This is a genomic window from Cobetia sp. PS-4MA (assembly GCF_057670765.1).
In genome coordinates, this window is the sequence record NZ_CM173107.1 from 1853837 (window position 1) to 1869659 (window position 15823).

General features: G+C 59.3%; 13 protein-coding genes. 2 read left to right on the forward strand and 11 right to left on the reverse strand.

Annotated elements, in window-relative coordinates:
- Window positions 1-42 precede the first annotated feature (42 nt).
- Together AC26AR_RS07920 and AC26AR_RS07925 are read right to left on the reverse strand one after the other, a co-directional pair.
- Complete coding sequence (locus AC26AR_RS07920) at window positions 43-1380, reverse strand: dihydroorotase (protein ID WP_077376398.1); 1338 nt, start codon at window positions 1378-1380, stop codon at window positions 43-45.
- 59 nt (window positions 1381-1439) lie between these two features.
- A complete protein-coding gene (locus AC26AR_RS07925) occupies window positions 1440-1907 on the reverse strand; it encodes a Fur family transcriptional regulator (protein WP_084208678.1) in 468 nt (155 codons plus the stop codon).
- Between the two features lie 335 nt (window positions 1908-2242).
- Between AC26AR_RS07925 and AC26AR_RS07930 the strand changes: the two genes are divergently transcribed.
- On the forward strand, window positions 2243-2899 hold the full coding sequence (locus AC26AR_RS07930; protein ID WP_488107802.1) for a DUF1826 domain-containing protein: 657 nt from the start codon (window positions 2243-2245) through the stop codon (window positions 2897-2899).
- Window positions 2900-2973: 74 nt separating this feature from the next.
- Here AC26AR_RS07930 and AC26AR_RS07935 read toward each other — a convergent pair whose 3' ends face one another.
- The 3 genes from AC26AR_RS07935 to AC26AR_RS07945 all read right to left on the reverse strand — a co-directional run bounded on the left by AC26AR_RS07935 (window position 2974) and on the right by AC26AR_RS07945 (window position 6484).
- On the reverse strand, window positions 2974-3990 hold the full coding sequence (locus AC26AR_RS07935) for an alpha-L-glutamate ligase-like protein (RefSeq protein WP_240499519.1): 1017 nt from the start codon (window positions 3988-3990) through the stop codon (window positions 2974-2976).
- A 1-nt stretch (window position 3991) separates the two neighbouring features.
- Complete coding sequence (locus tag AC26AR_RS07940; RefSeq protein WP_077376389.1) at window positions 3992-5554, reverse strand: inactive transglutaminase family protein; 1563 nt, start codon at window positions 5552-5554, stop codon at window positions 3992-3994.
- Between the two features lie 99 nt (window positions 5555-5653).
- The gene (locus tag AC26AR_RS07945; RefSeq protein WP_077376386.1) at window positions 5654-6484 is read right to left on the reverse strand and encodes an ATP-dependent zinc protease family protein; all 831 of its coding nucleotides are present in this window, start codon (window positions 6482-6484) and stop codon (window positions 5654-5656) included.
- Between the two features lie 882 nt (window positions 6485-7366).
- On the opposite strand from AC26AR_RS07945, the gene AC26AR_RS07950 reads away from it, so the two are divergent.
- Window positions 7367-7933 carry a DUF3833 domain-containing protein gene (locus tag AC26AR_RS07950; protein WP_488107803.1) on the forward strand — a complete coding sequence of 189 codons (567 nt, stop codon included), beginning with the start codon at window positions 7367-7369 and terminating at the stop codon, window positions 7931-7933.
- On the opposite strand, the gene AC26AR_RS07955 is transcribed toward AC26AR_RS07950, so the two are convergent.
- The 6 genes from AC26AR_RS07955 to nfuA form a co-directional block, all read right to left on the reverse strand.
- Entirely contained in the window at window positions 7930-9750 is a 1821-nt protein-coding gene (locus AC26AR_RS07955; protein ID WP_488107804.1) for an EAL domain-containing protein, read from the reverse strand. The genes AC26AR_RS07950 and AC26AR_RS07955 overlap by 4 nt on opposite strands.
- A gap of 309 nt (window positions 9751-10059) precedes the next feature.
- Window positions 10060-10452, reverse strand: a complete 393-nt coding sequence (locus AC26AR_RS07960; RefSeq protein ID WP_065392486.1) for an ectoine synthase — start codon at window positions 10450-10452, stop codon at window positions 10060-10062.
- Window positions 10453-10684: 232 nt separating this feature from the next.
- On the reverse strand, window positions 10685-11947 hold the full coding sequence (gene ectB / locus AC26AR_RS07965) for a diaminobutyrate--2-oxoglutarate transaminase (protein ID WP_065392487.1): 1263 nt from the start codon (window positions 11945-11947) through the stop codon (window positions 10685-10687).
- Between the two features lie 259 nt (window positions 11948-12206).
- A complete protein-coding gene (ectA, locus tag AC26AR_RS07970) occupies window positions 12207-12764 on the reverse strand; it encodes a diaminobutyrate acetyltransferase (RefSeq protein ID WP_077376377.1) in 558 nt (185 codons plus the stop codon).
- 401 nt (window positions 12765-13165) lie between these two features.
- Window positions 13166-14971, reverse strand: a complete 1806-nt coding sequence (locus AC26AR_RS07975) for a diguanylate cyclase domain-containing protein (protein ID WP_488107805.1) — start codon at window positions 14969-14971, stop codon at window positions 13166-13168.
- Window positions 14972-15218: 247 nt separating this feature from the next.
- On the reverse strand, window positions 15219-15809 hold the full coding sequence (gene nfuA / locus AC26AR_RS07980; RefSeq protein WP_077376371.1) for a Fe-S biogenesis protein NfuA: 591 nt from the start codon (window positions 15807-15809) through the stop codon (window positions 15219-15221).
- Window positions 15810-15823 lie beyond the last annotated feature (14 nt).

Here is a 15823-nt window from a genome sequence, read left to right on the forward strand (position 1 = left end):
TGCGGGCAAGGCGCACCGAAGATCGACACGCCAGGACCGCCATCAGCCGCGGTTGAACGAGAGACGCTGGCCGTTGGCCACCGGGTTGACGGTCTTGCCGTCATAGGCTTTCACGCCATTGACGAAGGTCGCATCGATGCGTGCCTTGAAGGTCACGCCATCGAAGGGGCTCCAGCCACACTTGTAGAGCACGTTGTCACGGGTGACGCTGGTCTCGCCATTCAGGTCGACCAGCACGAGATCCGCGAACGCCCCTTCACGGATATAGCCGCGATCGACGATGGAGAAGCGATCCGCGACGTTGTGGCTGGTCTTCTGCACCAGGGTTTCCAGGTCATAGATGCCGTCCTGAACCTGATCCAGCAGTGACAGCAGGGCATGCTGCACCAGCGGCAGACCGGAAGGCGCCTTGAAGTAGGGGTTCTGCTTCTCTTCCCAGGTATGCGGCGCGTGGTCAGTGGCAATGATGTCGATGCGACCATCCATCACGGCGGCACGCAGGGCGGCACGGTCTTCGGCGGTCTTCACGGCCGGGTTGCACTTGATCAGGCTGCCACGCGTGTCGTAATCGGCATCGCTGAACCACAGGTGATGCGCGCAGACCTCTGCGGTGATCTGCTTGCCAGCCATCGGGCCCGGCTTGAACAGCGCCATCTCTTCAGCGGTGGTCAGGTGCAGGACATGCAGCTGGGTGCCGTTGCGAGTGGCCAGGTCGATCGCCAGGCGTGAGCTCTTGATGCAGGCCTCGCGAGAACGGATCAGACCGTGCTCGGAGAAGGGCACGTCTTCCCCGAAACGCTCACGCCAGCGCGCCTCGTTCTCCAGAATCATCGGAGTGTCTTCGCAATGCGTGACGATGGGCGTCGGAGCATGCTTGAAGATACCTTCGAGAATCTCCGGATCATCGACCAGCATGTTGCCGGTCGAGGCACCCATGAAGATCTTGATGCCGCAGGTCTGATTCGGATCCAGCGTCTTGATCGCTTCCAGGTTGTCGTTGCTGGCACCCAGATAGAAGGCGTGGTTGGCATGCGCACGACCCGCCGCCACGGCAAACTTGGCCTCCAGCGCATCGCTGTCCAGGGTTGCCGGCTTGACGTTGGGCATGTCGAAGAAGGTCGTGATGCCCCCGGCGACGGCGGCGGCCGACTCGGTGGCGATATTGCCCTTGGCGGTCAGGCCGGGCTCACGGAAATGCACCTGATCATCAATCATGCCCGGCAGCAGATGGCGGCCGGCAGCATCGATCACTTCACGCGCGTCCAGATGTGAGAGATCACTGCCGATGGCATGGATACGCCCGTCCTTGATGCCCACATCCAGAGTGGAAATGGTGCCTTCATTGACGACCTGTGCCTGCGAAATGCGGATGTCCAGCATGTGACGTCCTCCGTGGGAAGCAAATGTTATATCGTATCAAAAGCGCTCGCAAGCGCCATTCACTGAGCGGTTTCTACCATGTCAGCGACCTGAGAGGCGCATTTCTGGCAACGCCCCTCAAGTTCGACAGTCTGGCGTTCGATCGTGAAACCATGGCGATCTGCACTGGCGAGAAGGCGAGTGCCAAGATCATCGTCGTGCATCTCCTCGACTCTCCCGCAACCACGGCAGATCAGCAGCTGGAAACCGTGCTGATGCTCGGGACAGTGGCAGGCAAGGAAGGCATTGAGCGATTCGATGCGATGGACGAGGCCTTGTTCGATCAGGAAATCCAGCGCGCGATAGATCGTGGGCGGGCGGGCGGCACCGTGTTCCTTGGCAAGCTGATCCAAGAGGTCGTATGCCTTGAGTGCGCCATGACTGTTGGCGATCAATTCCAGCACACGTCGCCGGATCGGGGTGAAACGCACGCCACGCTTCAGGCATTGGCGTTCAGCCTGGTCGATCAGCGAAAGTTGCTCGGGCATGAAGAATCCTGGGTGTCGGGAATTCTGAGGATCGAGAATCCGGGATGACGAGAGGCCAGTGACACGTTGAGAGTGAATCAGATCAGCGTGTTACCTCAATGAACAGACTCTTATTCTAGGGCATTTGGGCGGTCTCGGGCCATATGCAGACTCAGGCTTGTCAGATAGCGGCAAGGTAGAGTGTTGTCACTGCACAGCAAAGACATGTTATAACATAACAATAACGAGCGTGATTTCCCTCTTGCCTACCCACCGAGGCGCTTACCATGCACTCGATCACTCCGATCACTTCTCATGACACACTATCGGCTTCCCGGCCTGCGAAGGGCGGCAGGTTGGCCCAGTCAGCTGTCACGGCGAGCGGTTCGAAAGATTCGGCAACACCACACTGGCACATCGGCGAGCAGGCGCTGGATCTCGGGGAGATCTTTCGCCCGGAGGTGACGCTGGCCGTGATGCAGCGCCGCATCGATGCGGCATTGAAAATGGCGGTCAAGGCTCAGTCCTCGGGTGCCTACCCGTTGCGCATGCGCTGGCGAGGGCCTATCAATGACCTGCGTGAGGCGCTGGAGCGCTACCTTCCCGCACCGGATGCCGGGGCTGCGCTGATAGAGGATATCTATGTGCTGGGAGAGGCCATCGGCGAGCTGTTCGACGTGCAGGATATCGGCATGCGGCTGGAAATGACCCAGAGCGCCATGTGCCCACGCTTTCATGTGGATCGCATTCCGGTCCGGTTGGTGACGACCTATGAGGGCCCCGGAACGCAATGGCTGCCGGAGCAGGCCGCCGATCGCCTGGCTCTGGGGCATGGCGTTGTCGGACACCGGGACATCTGTCGGGACCCGGAACAGATTCGGGAGCTGCGCCCAGGAAGCCTGGCCTTGCTCAAGGGAGAATGCTGGCCCGGCAATGAGGGGCATGGTCTGATCCATCGCTCGCCAGTCGTGCCGACCGGCAACCGTCTGATGCTGAGCATGGACCCAGGTTGAGGGTCTCGTCCCGCGAACGCAAACGCCCCGTGACACTCGCGTGTCACGGGGCGTTGTTCTCTGCGGGCACGCCATCATTCAGGAATGGGAGCCATTCCGACGTTGGCCACGTCTTCCTTGCTGCGTGCGAAGTGCTTGCGGGCGAAGGCTACCCGTTCCGCGACAGGCACGCCATCAGGTTGACGTTCGATCAGCTCGAGACGCTTGCGCAATCCTTCGCCATTGGCCATCTGGATGGCGAGGCCCGGTCGGGCATTGAGCTCGAGCAGCATCGGGCCATGGCGCCGGTCAAGCACCATGTCCGTGCCCAGATAGCCCAGCCCCGTCATCTCGTAACACCCCGAGGCCAGTTCGAGCAGGGTGTCCCACTGGGGAACCTTGAGCGAGAAGATGTCATGTCCCGTATCGGGGTGGGCGAACTGCGGGCGATCATACTGCACACCGCGCACGGCCCAGCCTGACCCGATATCCAGCCCGACACCGACCGCCCCCTGGTGGAGGTTGGCCTTGCCATCCGAGGCCGCCGTCGACAGGCGCATCATCGCCATCACGGGATAGCCCTTGAAGACGATGACCCGAATGTCGGGAACGCCTTCATAGGTGAACTCGGCGAAGGCCTGATCGAAGGAAATCAAGCCTTCGACCAGCGCCACATCCGGTGAGCCGCCCAGCGAATAAAGTCCTGACAGGATGTTGGAGACGTGGCGCTCCATGTCGGCACGCGTGATGCGCGCGCCGCTGGGCTTCACATACTCTTCGCCATCATGGTGCTCGATGACGAGGATCCCCTTGCCGCCAGAGCCCTTGGCCGGCTTGATCACGAAACCTGCGTGATCGCGCACCATGTCGACGACCCGCTCGACCTCGAACTGGCTGGCGACCTTGCCGATCATCTCCGGCGAGGCCAGACCGTACTTCTGACACAGCAGCTTGGTCTGCAGCTTGTCATCCACCAGCGGGTAGAGGCGGCGGTCGTTGTACTTCGAGATATAGCCGATGTTGCGGCGATTCATGCCGACAACCCCCCGGGCACGCAGGGCGCCCGGTGTGGTCCAGTTGCGCGACCAGCGATTCATCCATGACGCGAGCATCTCAATCCTCCGTCAGCGGCTTGAAGCGACGCAATTCCAGCAGACGATAGCCGGTGTAATTGCCCAGCAGCAGGATGAAGGCCATCAGCACCAGCTGCAGACCCAGGAAGTTGAAGGTCAGGTGGCGCACCCACGGATTGTTCATCGCCAGATAGGCCAGCACGGCGGTCAGAAGGCTACCGCCACCTTGCTTGAGGACTTCCTTGGGGCCTTCCTCTTCCCAGAGGATCGACATGCGCTCGACGGTCCAGGACAGGATGATCATCGGGAAGAAGGTGATGGTCAGGCCGGCATTGAGGCCGAAGCGATAGGCGAGTACCGAGAAGATCGAGATGATCGCGATCACCGTGATGATCACCACCGAGACCCTGGCGACAAGCAACAGGTTGAGCCGCGAAAGGTAGCTGCGAATCACGAGCCCGGTGGCGACGATGAGCAGGAAACCGATCAAGCCGGTGATCAGGCTGGTCTGGATGAAGGCGAGGGCGATCAATACCGGCATGAAGGTACCGGAAGTCTTCAGGCCCACGAGCACCCGCAGCAGCACGACGACTAGTGCGCCGATCGGGATCAGCAGAATGGTCTTGAACAGGGCCTGCTCTTCCAGCGGCAGCGAGTGGATCGAGAAGTTGAGCAGCTCGTCATTGGCCAGCTTGTTGCGAACCGCGACGGCGGCCGGTTCGTTGTGGCGAATCATCGAGAAGCTGACGCGGGAATTGACGCCACCTTCCACTTCCAGCATCGGGGCACCGCGGCCTTCCCACAGCAGCAGGTTGTCAGGCTCACCTTGCTTGCCGGTCTCGGGGTTGATCAGCACCCAGTCAGTGTTGAGCTTCTCACCCTCGGGGGAGTCGATCTCGACAGCCTGATTGCTGTCAGGTGTCTCGGCGAAGACCTGCAGCCAGGAGCTCACGTTCTGGCGACGGCGTCCGTCTTCCAGGCTCAAGCCACTGACCAGGCGTGCGCTCACGCCCGCTTCATTGAGCAGACGCAGCATCAGCACCGGACGCTGGAACTGGGTCAGCAGCAGACGCGCGTTCTCACCCTGACGCTGATTGTCGAACTGCTTGATCAGTTCACGGGCGAAGGTGAAGGAGTCGGCGCTACGGGTGCGCGCCTGCTCGATCACCTGAGCGGCAGCCGTATCATAGGGACGTTCCCAGGACACTTCCTGAGGTGCCGGCAGGCGCTTGATGGCAGCAGGCGTCGCGTTGTCGGACTCCAGCATGGTCACGGTGTAATACAGCAGCTGGGAGCCAGCGGCCTCACGGATCGACCATTCAGCACGACGGCCCGGCAAATCATCCAGGTACGACAACCCGAAGCCGGAGGAGGCCGTGTTCTCGGTCAGGACGCTATAGCCTTTCTGATTTTCCGGAAGCGCCAACGATGCCTTGACCGGACCGCCCGTTGCCGTGAAGGCGACCTGGGCCTCGATATCCCAGACTTTCTGTTGTGCACCCGGCACCCAGGGCACATCGAAGGAAATATGGCGGTAGGCGGTCAGGCCCACGCCAATCAGCATCAGCAGGCCGACCAGCAGGTAAAAGGAGAAACGCGACATGGGAGTCCTTGAGTATTATGCAGTCACAGGGTCTGGCACCCGGCCAGACCCTGTCAGTGGAGATGTTCGAGATCCGTGAACGTCAGGTGAGGGCGAGGGTCAGTCGCGATTTCCTTCATTCGGGTCCTGATCCTTGGCAGCGGCGGTGCTGGGAGCGCTGCCCGGGAATTCCGGACGCGGATTGATGAAGGTGCGGCTGACATCGACGGCTGCGATATCCATCATGAAACGACGGCCCAACAGCACCGGGTACGTCAGATCACGACGGTCATTCAGGGTGAATTCGACACGCTGCTTGATGTCGCCAAGCGTCATCAACATGCTGACCACAGGACGGTCTTCCCGGCCTGACGCCTGCACGATGGTCACGGTACGGCTGACCTTGGCTTCTACCCACTTGTCGCGCACCTCGGGGACGAAGTATTTGGCATCCTCACGAAGCGCCAGCTTGAACTTGACCCACTTGTCGCCATCACGTTCGAACTCGGTGATGTCACGCGCCGACAGTGAGGACGTGTTCGCGCCGGTATCGATGCGCGCCTTGAAATAGCTGCCGATGTCCGGAAAGCCGACCCACTCGACACGTCCGAGCAGCGTCTTGTCCATGATCGGGTTTTCAGAGGCGGTCTTGCAGGCCTGAACCACCTGCGGAGCTGCCGGCTGTTCCATTTCGGCATGCATGCGGCGCAGTTGGCTGCCGACTTCCCGCATGTCGCGGCGCAATGAGCGGTTCAGTTCGCGCTGCTCGACAAGCTGTTGTTGCTGGACGTCGCATTGCCCGGCGATCTGGCTCTCCAGGGCATCGATGCGTTGCGAGAAGGCCTCCGGGGTCAAGACCGGCTTGGGGGGCTGAGGTTGCGCCGGAACACAACCTGCCATGACGATGACGCTGGACAATGACACGGGCAGCAGCAGCTTGCGGATCAGCATGATAAAGAGGGTTCCTGTTCAGCCTTGCTGACGATCTCGTCTTCACGAGTTCGCCTTGCATGATTCTTGTTCATCCATCTCGCACCGTACTTGCACGAGTGGATGATGGGAGGGAGCCCGGCCACCTTCAGTCGTCGTCTTCGCAGCGATCGCTGAAGGTGTGGCAAAGGGCGATGATACGTAGGCCGGATAGTCGCTGTCCATGATTCGCCACCCACGGCTGGTGCGCCCGGGAACGGCTTACGTCAATGCGTTGCCATTCACGGACAATCATTCAATCCAGCGTGATGCGAAGCGCTCATGACGCCTCTTGCCGTCGATTTCATCGCTCGACAGGCAAGAATGTCGCTCGTTGGGGACGTGCCTGTCCCAGCCGAGTTGACGTCTCCGGCTACCATACTTTGGCACTTATTTCATGGACTTGCACATTTCTCGCATCGTGAGTGCACCTTGTGGTGGGTGTCACAAGTCATCGAATGATCGGCGGGAGCACTGGAGACCTCAGTGGCGAAGTCTGTTCTCAACGGGCTGGTCGTGACACAAGGGCAGAAGAAGACCAATCACTGACGTCAGCTGACGACAGGCAGACATGCTGCTGAACATTTCAGGACATCAGACACTCGAGTTGTGGTTCAGCATTGCGGGTATCGGTCATGCACAGCGAGCACATGACAGGCAGCATGATCGTCAGGGCAGGTCCTGTGAGACGTGAGTCTGGGCTTCTCGAATACTCGATTTAACATAATATATATTATACGAGCTTATGAGAATTCGACATCACGCCTGCGTTGACGATCCACTGCAAGCGTCGAGATACATCCAAATTGCTATTTGTAGAATCACTGCATAGTATCAGTACAAGTTTCCTAGTCGAGAATGTCGATGATTCGCTCCCGCTTGCGCTCCCTCGGTCTGATCACCCTGCTGGCCTCCTCGGCAAGTCTGTTAATGGCTTGCAGCAGCCCCTCAATCGATACCTATGCCGGTTCCGGTCCCGAGTTCAGAATCGACGAGTACTTCCTCGGGCACACACGAGGCTGGGGAATGGTTCAGGATCGTTCCGGTGAAGTGACTCGGCGCTTCGTGGTGGACCTACAGGGCACCAGGCAGGATGGACAATTGACCCTCGACGAGAACTTTCGCTACAGCGATGGCGAGACGCAGTATCGACAATGGACCTTCATCCCGACGGGTGACCGTCAGTGGCGCGGCACGGCAGCTGACGTGACCGGAGAAGCCACGGCAGCCAGCAATGGCCATGCCTTTCGCATGCAATATGTCCTGCAGGTTCCCATCGATGGCAGTGTCTGGGAGTTCAACATGGATGACTGGATGTATCTGCAACCAGACGGACGCGTGTTGAATCGCACCTCGATGCGCAAACTGGGCATCGAGCTTGCCACCATCACCCTCGCCTTTCAGCGCTGCCCCTGTGAGAGCGACCGCTAGAGGCGCTTGTTCAAGGGCGAATGTGTCTCGGCAAGCCACTGCGCATAGCTATCTTCCGGGAGCGCAGGTTGCCCGAAGGCATCGCTCTGAACCTGATCGAACCCGAGAGACTCAAGCTCCGATAGCTGCTGAACTCGCTTGCTACCTACCGCGATGGGCACCAGTCCCAGCGTTTTCATCGCACAGGTCCATGCCTTGATCAAACGAGTCTGATCCGGCTCATGCTGCTGAGGTGCCATGAAGCGTGGGTGCAGCTTGACGGCTACCGCCGGCATCCGGCTCAACAGACGCAGGTTGGCATTTTCCCGGCCAAACCGATCAATGCAGAAGGTTACTCCGTCACGGGTCAACGAGGTCATTGCCGCAATCAGTGCCTCTGGTGTCTCCGCGAAGCGTTCGCAGCCCGTGAGATCCAGGCGCAGATGCTCCCCCTTGAGGCGGTAAAGTCGCAGGATGCGTCTCAGCGTCTCGGCGTATTCACTGTCGATCAGGCGCTTCGCCGAGAGATTCAGTGATACCGGCACTCCGAGAGACTCCGTGGAGCGCTGCGACTGCCAACGACTGACCATGGCGCACGTCTGGCGCAACACCCAGGTATCCAGTTCTTCGCCAAGGCCTGCGCGCTCAGCCATGCGCAACATCTGGTTCGCGGTGACCCAGCGCCCTTGAACCTGCCAACGCAGCAGCATCTCCATGCCGCACACCTTTCTCGTCCGGACATCCAGGATCGGCTGCGCATGCAGGCTGAGCTCATTGTCTCGCAAGGCCCGGGCGAAGCGATCACCCAATGCGATGGCAAGGGTGACATTGCTGCTGAGATCGGCGACCTGAAGATTCTGCTGACATGGTGCCCAATGCGCCGCACTGGCGAGTTCCTCCTCGAGAAGTTCGACAAGCTCATGGGCCGTGGCTCCATCGGGCGTGAAGGTGGCCGTTGCGACCAGGAGTTTGGGCCTCAGAGCACTGGAAAGATGCATCAGCCAGGGCTGAGTGATGAAACGCTGCCAACGCATCCCGCTGACAGACTGCCGCTGAGGCAGCAGGATGATCAGGGTATCGCTGCACAGACGACCCTTGATGACGTCTTCATCATCGAAGCTTTCATTGATCTGGCTGGACAGTGACTGCATCACCTCCTGGAGGAAGACCTCGCCCTGATGGTGACGCCAGTGTTCTGCCTCCGATACCTTGAGCATGATGGCCTGGTAGCTTTCACTCGCTCGGTTTTCCATCCAATGGGCAAATGTCTGAAGATAACGTCGTCGTGTGCTGTAGCCGGTAATGGGGTCAATGCTGGCCTGAAGCGTGGCACGCGTTCGTTCCGTCAGGAGGCTGTCGCGCTGGATCAGCTCGTTTTCGACCAACATGGCACAGCGTCCCAGCCTTTCGAGTTGAGGCGCACTCAGCTCACGTGGTGTGTGATCGATGAGGCACAAGGTGCCCAATGGCAATCCTGAACTGTCTCGCAGCAAGGCGCCGGCATAGAATCGGAGATATGGCGGGCCGGTGACCAGGGGATTGTCATGAAAGCGTTCATCCTTGCTCGCGTCGTTGACGACGAGGTAGCGCTCTTCATGGAGAGCGTGGGCGCAGAAGGCCAGGTCACGCCCCGTTTCACGTGCATCGATACCGCAGTGGGCCTTGAACCATTGGCGATTCTCGTCCACCAGTGACACGAGACAGATGGGGACATCGAAGATATCCGCGACCAGGCGCGTCAGGTCGTCATAACGCTTTTCATGCTCACTATCCAGTACGTGAAGCGCGTGCAGGCTATCGATTCGCTCCTGTTCGCGAGGATGAGGGGCTGCTGGCATGAACCCGGGACGCCCACCTGCCGCAATGGCGGGTGGGCTGACAGACGCGTTGTGTGGGGGGATGGCCATTGGCGAGAATCTCATCTGAGTGACACGGACACCATTCAGCTTATCGTTGCCTGCATCGCGAAGGGAGACTTAGCGCCTCTGGTCAATTAAACGGTAAACTTTCGAATATTCGTGATGCAATATGGAGCCGCGCGCCCTTCTGCCCTTCTGCCCTGCTCCCACATACCACGAAGCCCCCGCAGCTAAGCTGCGGGGGCTTCGTGTGGTCAGGCCATGAATCTCGCGGTTCGTGACGCGGGTTCAGGCTTCGGCAGGTGCGTAGGAGCCATCTTCACGGTGGACTTCCTTGCCGGTCAGACCCGGCGTGAAGACACATGCCAGATGCATGGTCTTGGTAGCACGCAGCAGGTGGTCGTCATGTTCATTGAGGATATAGACGTCACCCGGCTTGATCGGCCAGACCTTGCCATCCGCCAGTGTCTCCACCTCGCCCTCACCTTCCATGCAATACACGACTTCATAGTGGTGCTTGTAGTGGATATGGGTCTCGGTACCTTCGAAGATACGAGTGATATGGAAGGAGCACTTGCCACCATCTTCGTCGAGCAGCAGACGAGTGCTGTCCCAGTTGCCGTTCTCGGCCTTGACCAGACGGTCTGTCTTGCGGGCTTCCTCGAGATTGCGAACGATCATCAACTTCTCCTCATTTGGGCGCTGTCATGACTCGACAGCTGACAGATGGCGATTCCCGTAGTGACATGAAGGCAATGGCGCTTGAACACGAAAGAGCCACGGCGCAGAACGATGAGCGCCTTCTTCGGTGACAGGTGACAAGGGCCAGGAATCGCATGAGATGACCCGCGCCATGGCGGGCCAGGGAAGAACGGGCGCCGATCACGTGACCAGCGCCCGATACCGCAGAGACTCAGCGCAGGACGGCTGCCGCATTTTCCTCGATAATGTCGAGGGCTTCCAGCAGGTCTTCATCACGGATGGTCAGCGGACACAGGCATTTGACGACCTGCCCGGAGTGACCGCTGGTCTCGATGATCAGGCCCTGCTCGAAACAACGTGAGGTGATGGCATCTGCCAGTTCACCTGACGCCACATCGATACCGCGCATCAAGCCACGACCTTTCTCGTGTGCCGCGAAGCCGTTTTCACGCGCCTTGGCGGCAATCTTCTGGAAGCGCTCCTCGACGATACGGCCCTTGCGCTGGATGTCGCGCTCGAACTTGTTGTCGCTCCAGAAGTGACGCAGTGCGGCGGCGCCGGTCACGAAGGCCAGTGCATGGCCACGGAATGTGCCGTTGTACTGACTCGGCTTCCACTCATCCAGCTCCGGACGCATCATCACCATCGCGAACGGCACGCCAGAGGCCGACAGTGACTTGGAGTTGCAGACGATGTCTGGAACGATGTCGGCATGCTCGAAACTGAAGAACTTGCCGGTACGACCACAGCCCGCCTGGATATCGTCGATGATCAGCAGGATCTTGTGCTCCTTGCACAGGGCATCCAGACGCTGCAGCCATTCGATGGAGGCCGGGTTGATGCCACCCTCACCTTGTACGGTCTCGACCAGTACGGCTGCCGGGCGGTCCAGACCACTGGAGGAGTCCTTCAGCAGCTTGTCGAGATACGCGACGGTGTCGACACCCTCGCCCATGTAACCATCATAGGGCACGAATTGTGCGCCCTGGGCTGGCAGACCCGCTGCATCCCGGAACTTGGCGTTGCCTGTCGTGGCCAGAGCACCCATGGTGACGCCATGGAAGCCGTTGGTGAACGATACGATGTTGTGGCGGCCCGAGACCTTGCGCGCCAGACGGATGGCGGCTTCAACCGCATTGGTGCCGGTCGGCCCTGGGAAGTGGACCTTGTAGTCCAGACCACGCGGCTTGAGGATCACTTCTTCCAGAGCTTCCAGGAAGTCGCGCTTGGCGGAAGTCCACATGTCGAGACCGTGGATGATGCCATCGCTGCTGATGTAATCGATCAATGCCTTCTTGAGTACCGGGTGGTTGTGCCCGTAGTTGAGCACGCCCGCGCCTGCCAGGAAATCGATGTAGCGCTTGCCATCCTCGGTGAACAGGTGGGCATTCTGCGCCTTGGTGAAGACGGTCGGGAAAGAACGAGAATAAGTGCGTACCTCGGATTCCATCTGTTCGAGTATCTGCGTATTCATGCTGTCACCTCCCTGGTGATGGATGGCCATGCTCGGCGCGGTGAAAGCGCTGGCGGCCATGCCAGAATGTAAAGACGATTCAACGAATGACACTGACCCACTTGCACACGATGACTTGGGGGTCGACAAGTGATGTCACGACTTTCCTGTCATGAACATCCAGCGGGTGAGACGTGATTCTCCTCGAGGTCCGACACGAGAATCGTGACGCCGCCTCACCCGAGACTTCTCCATGGCGTCTTGAGACACCATGGCTGGCTCAGATATCGCTCGGCAGGAACGGCCCGATACGTACCAGGTTCTCCGCGAGGTGCACGCCGCCCAACTGATCCGAGGAGAAATATTCACGCGAATGCAGGGGGACCTGCCAGCGCTCGGACAGACGCGTGAAGAGTGCCCAGGACGCTTCATTGTCAGGCGTGATGGTGGTCTCGAGGTGGCGCACATGGGCCATCTCCGGGCGCTTCATCACGGCTTCGATCAGACGACGTGCCAGGCCAGTCCCGCGGGCTTTCTCACCGACGGCGATCTGCCACAGGAAGAAGGTCTGCGGGGCATCATTGCGGGTGTAGCCCGAGACGAAGCCGACCACCTCACCCTCTTCATCCGTTGCCACGGCGCAACTGTCACGGAATTGGGTTGCCAGCAGAACGTACGAATACCCTGAATTGAGGTCCAGCGGCGGGCATGCCTTGACCAGCTCATAGATGCCCCAGCCGTCATCAGTGGTCGGCTGACGGATGAACAGCGGCGTCGTGGCGCGGTTGATCACGGCATCATGGGTGTGGTGGGCAAGGCCCTGAATCGTGGAAGTCATTGTCATGGTTTTCATAGATTATTTCGCAGTTGGCGAATTCGCTATAAACCATAACAAACCGTTATGAGTCTTGCAAACCATAGTTTATTTGCGAAGCGCTCATACATAACGGGAAATTATCGTTTATCACCTCATCGCATGAGCCGCTCCACGGGGCAATCGCCACGCCTCCGCCCACCGCGCAGACGCCAGTCATGCCATGCCCCCTCTCCCCCCATCCCCTATCGCCGTGCCTGAGTGCAGTACGCATCGCTGTCAGCAGAACGACATATGGCGCCCGCAGGCGCCATATGGAGAAGAAAGGGTATGAAGAGATGCCGTCGCGGCAGGCATCGTGAAGACGTCATATGCGGTCTCTGACGATGTCAGCAGATCCCCATCGCACGTGCCCGAGCGACAGGTCAGCGTTTCACGGCTGTCGAGGAAGCGGCTCGCCTGGAGGAGGTCGCCACGATCTGCCCGAGTTCATCGTGGCGACTGAACTGGATGGCGCAGTTGCGGCCTTCATTCTTGGCAGCATATAGCGCCATATCGGCATTGTGAGTCAGCGCTTCACGTTGATTGCCGTGTTGCGGCGCGATCGCGATACCGATGCTGCACCCCACTTCCAGCTTGTGGTCTTCATAGAGGAAAGGGTTGCCCAATGAGTCGATGATGCGCTGTGCCAGCTGGGCAAGTTCACCATGGTGCCCCAGATTTGCCTGGATGTCGGCATTGTGGACCAGTACCACGAATTCATCGCCGCCCAGACGTGCGACGAAGTCGTCCTTGCGCACCACCTGGTTGAGCCTTCCCGCGATCACCTTGAGGGCGACGTCACCAGCCGCGTGACCATAGGTGTCGTTGATGGGCTTGAACTTGTCGATGTCCAGCATCAGACAGGCCATCTGACCGCCCTCTTCATTGACATCAGCCAGCCACTGCTCGCTTCTCTCATAGAAATGCTGACGATTGGGCAGCCCTGTCAGGGAATCATGCATTGCCAGCTGAGTGATGCGTTTCTTGTAATTGTTGCTCTCGATGATGTTGTACTTGAACTTCTGCAACGCACGCGCCATCTGGCCGACTTCATTGGTGTGCTGAGTACTGTCGATCACCACGCTGACATCATCATTGGCCAGAGTGTTCATCGTCTGCGTGAGGCGGCGAATCGGCTTGAGCACATAGCGAGCGAACAGCCACATGGAAAGCCCGATCAGCACCACGATCATCGCCAGCGCCAGGCCATTGACCACCGGGGCCACCGTGGCTAGCAGCTTGAGCGTCTTGCCGACCGCGGCAGAGGTGGCCCCGATCCGCATGCGGGTTTCATGATCCAGCACCCCCAGTGCGTCAAGCGCTGGCGCATCATTGACCTTGACCCGTTGATCGATCTCACGCGGTGAAAGGTCTGCCTGCTCATCATGCAGCTGGTTGACCTTGTTCAAGCGGTCACTGTAGGACTGAATGACATCGGCGATATCGCGGATGGCACGTTGCTCGGCGGTGTTCATGCCCAGCTGACGATAAGCCGCTAGGGTGGCGCGAAGCGATTCGATGTCCTGCGCCGCCTGCTGACCATAAATGGCGTCACTGCGCAGCACGTAATTCTTGAAGTGGTGGATCATCTCGCCGTAGCCGAGATCACGGCGCAGGTTGGCCACCAGGCGAGCCTTGCCCATGCCGTTCTCGAGCGGATTGTCATTGTCACGTAGCTCCGCGATTGAGATACGGCGCAGGGTATCCAGCCCCGAGACAGCCTGGAAATCGTCGATCTGAACCACCTTGTCGATATCGGCACTCGAACTCCCCTGCTCGATCATCGTGCGTATTCTGGGCACCATCAGCTCATAGCGATTGATAGTGGCACGCAGACCCGCCACCGCCTGCTCCTCCCTCTGAGACAGTCCAAGGCTCTGGTAACGACTCAGAGCGCTACGAGCGGCACCTATCTTATTCTGCACCTCGCCGATCAGCTCGAGGTCCTGACGCAGCACGAGATTCTTGAAGTCATGCACCATGCCGCCATAGCCCAGGGCCTTGGTCAGCTGACCTTCCAGGCGCGGTTTATCGGAGCGCGCCTGCTGATATTCCTGCCAATCGCGTCGCAGGTCGGACACGTTGCGGGTAATAAAAGCCAACACGACCAGCAACACCAGCCCTGCCAGTGCGGAGAGTCCGCAGATGATGATGTTGATGGTACGAAAGCGCATGTTGGCCAGGGTCATGTATGGCGGTCTCTTCACTGGTGGATACGGTCATCGGGCAAGGCGTCAGCGTAGGCGCCATCTGCAGCATTCATCTTCACAATACCAGAAATCCTAATACTCGGATGTATTACGCGGGGTTGCTCCCGGTACCAGCTTCCCAATGAAAAGATCCCCCACCGCAACGCGATGGAGGATCTTCATCTGATCAAGCTGGACGGGACGTCGCAGGCCATCGACAGGCGCCTTGAGGCATCACGTCAATGAATCAGTTGTAATAGGCATTGGTCGTATCGGTGTGATCGGTCACGTCACGAATGCCGGCGAGCTCGGGGATGCGTTCCAGAAGCGTCTTCTCCACGCCATCCTTGAGCGTCAGGTCAACGGCCGAGCACCCCTGGCACCCGCCGCCGAACTGCAGCACGGCAACCTGGTCGTCGGTCAGCTGCATCAGCTTGATCTCACCACCGTGTGCCGCCAGGCCCGGATTGATCTCGCTGTAGAGGATGTAATTGATGCGATCTTCCAGCGGGCTGTCCGCATTGACCTTGGGCATCTTGGCATTCGGTGCCTTGATGGTGAGCTGGCCGCCCATGCGATCCGCATTGAAGTCGACCGTCGCCTCTTCCAGGAACGGAACGCTGTGGGTGTCGAGATAGACCTTCAGCTTCGGAAGATCCAGAATCTCGTCCGTCGGCTCTTCTTCTCCCGGGCGGCAGTAGGCAAGACACGTCTCGGCATACGGAGTGCCCGGCTGGGTGATGAAGATGCGCACGCCGATGCCTTCCACGTTCTGCTTCTCGAGCAGCTCGGCAAGATACTCCTGGGCGCTATCGGTAATCTGGATGCTCTCACTCATGGCGCAGAGACTCT

Excerpts from the sequence above, each read along its gene's own strand:
- AC26AR_RS07940 (WP_077376389.1), bottom strand. The coding sequence starts at position 5,554 with ATGTCGCGTTTCTCCTTTTACCTGCTGGTCGGCCTGCTGATGCTGATT.
- AC26AR_RS07975 (WP_488107805.1), bottom strand. The coding sequence starts at position 14,971 with ATGACCCTGGCCAACATGCGCTTTCGTACCATCAACATCATCATCTGC.
- AC26AR_RS07960 (WP_065392486.1), bottom strand. The coding sequence starts at position 10,452 with ATGATCGTTCGCAATCTCGAGGAAGCCCGCAAGACAGACCGTCTGGTC.
- AC26AR_RS07955 (WP_488107804.1), bottom strand. The coding sequence starts at position 9,750 with ATGCCAGCAGCCCCTCATCCTCGCGAACAGGAGCGAATCGATAGCCTG.
- nfuA (WP_077376371.1), bottom strand. The coding sequence starts at position 15,809 with ATGAGTGAGAGCATCCAGATTACCGATAGCGCCCAGGAGTATCTTGCC.
- ectA (WP_077376377.1), bottom strand. The coding sequence starts at position 12,764 with ATGACTTCCACGATTCAGGGCCTTGCCCACCACACCCATGATGCCGTG.
- AC26AR_RS07950 (WP_488107803.1), top strand. The coding sequence starts at position 7,367 with ATGATTCGCTCCCGCTTGCGCTCCCTCGGTCTGATCACCCTGCTGGCC.
- AC26AR_RS07945 (WP_077376386.1), bottom strand. The coding sequence starts at position 6,484 with ATGCTGATCCGCAAGCTGCTGCTGCCCGTGTCATTGTCCAGCGTCATC.
- AC26AR_RS07925 (WP_084208678.1), bottom strand. The coding sequence starts at position 1,907 with ATGCCCGAGCAACTTTCGCTGATCGACCAGGCTGAACGCCAATGCCTG.
- ectB (WP_065392487.1), bottom strand. The coding sequence starts at position 11,947 with ATGAATACGCAGATACTCGAACAGATGGAATCCGAGGTACGCACTTAT.
- AC26AR_RS07935 (WP_240499519.1), bottom strand. The coding sequence starts at position 3,990 with ATGCTCGCGTCATGGATGAATCGCTGGTCGCGCAACTGGACCACACCG.
- AC26AR_RS07920 (WP_077376398.1), bottom strand. The coding sequence starts at position 1,380 with ATGCTGGACATCCGCATTTCGCAGGCACAGGTCGTCAATGAAGGCACC.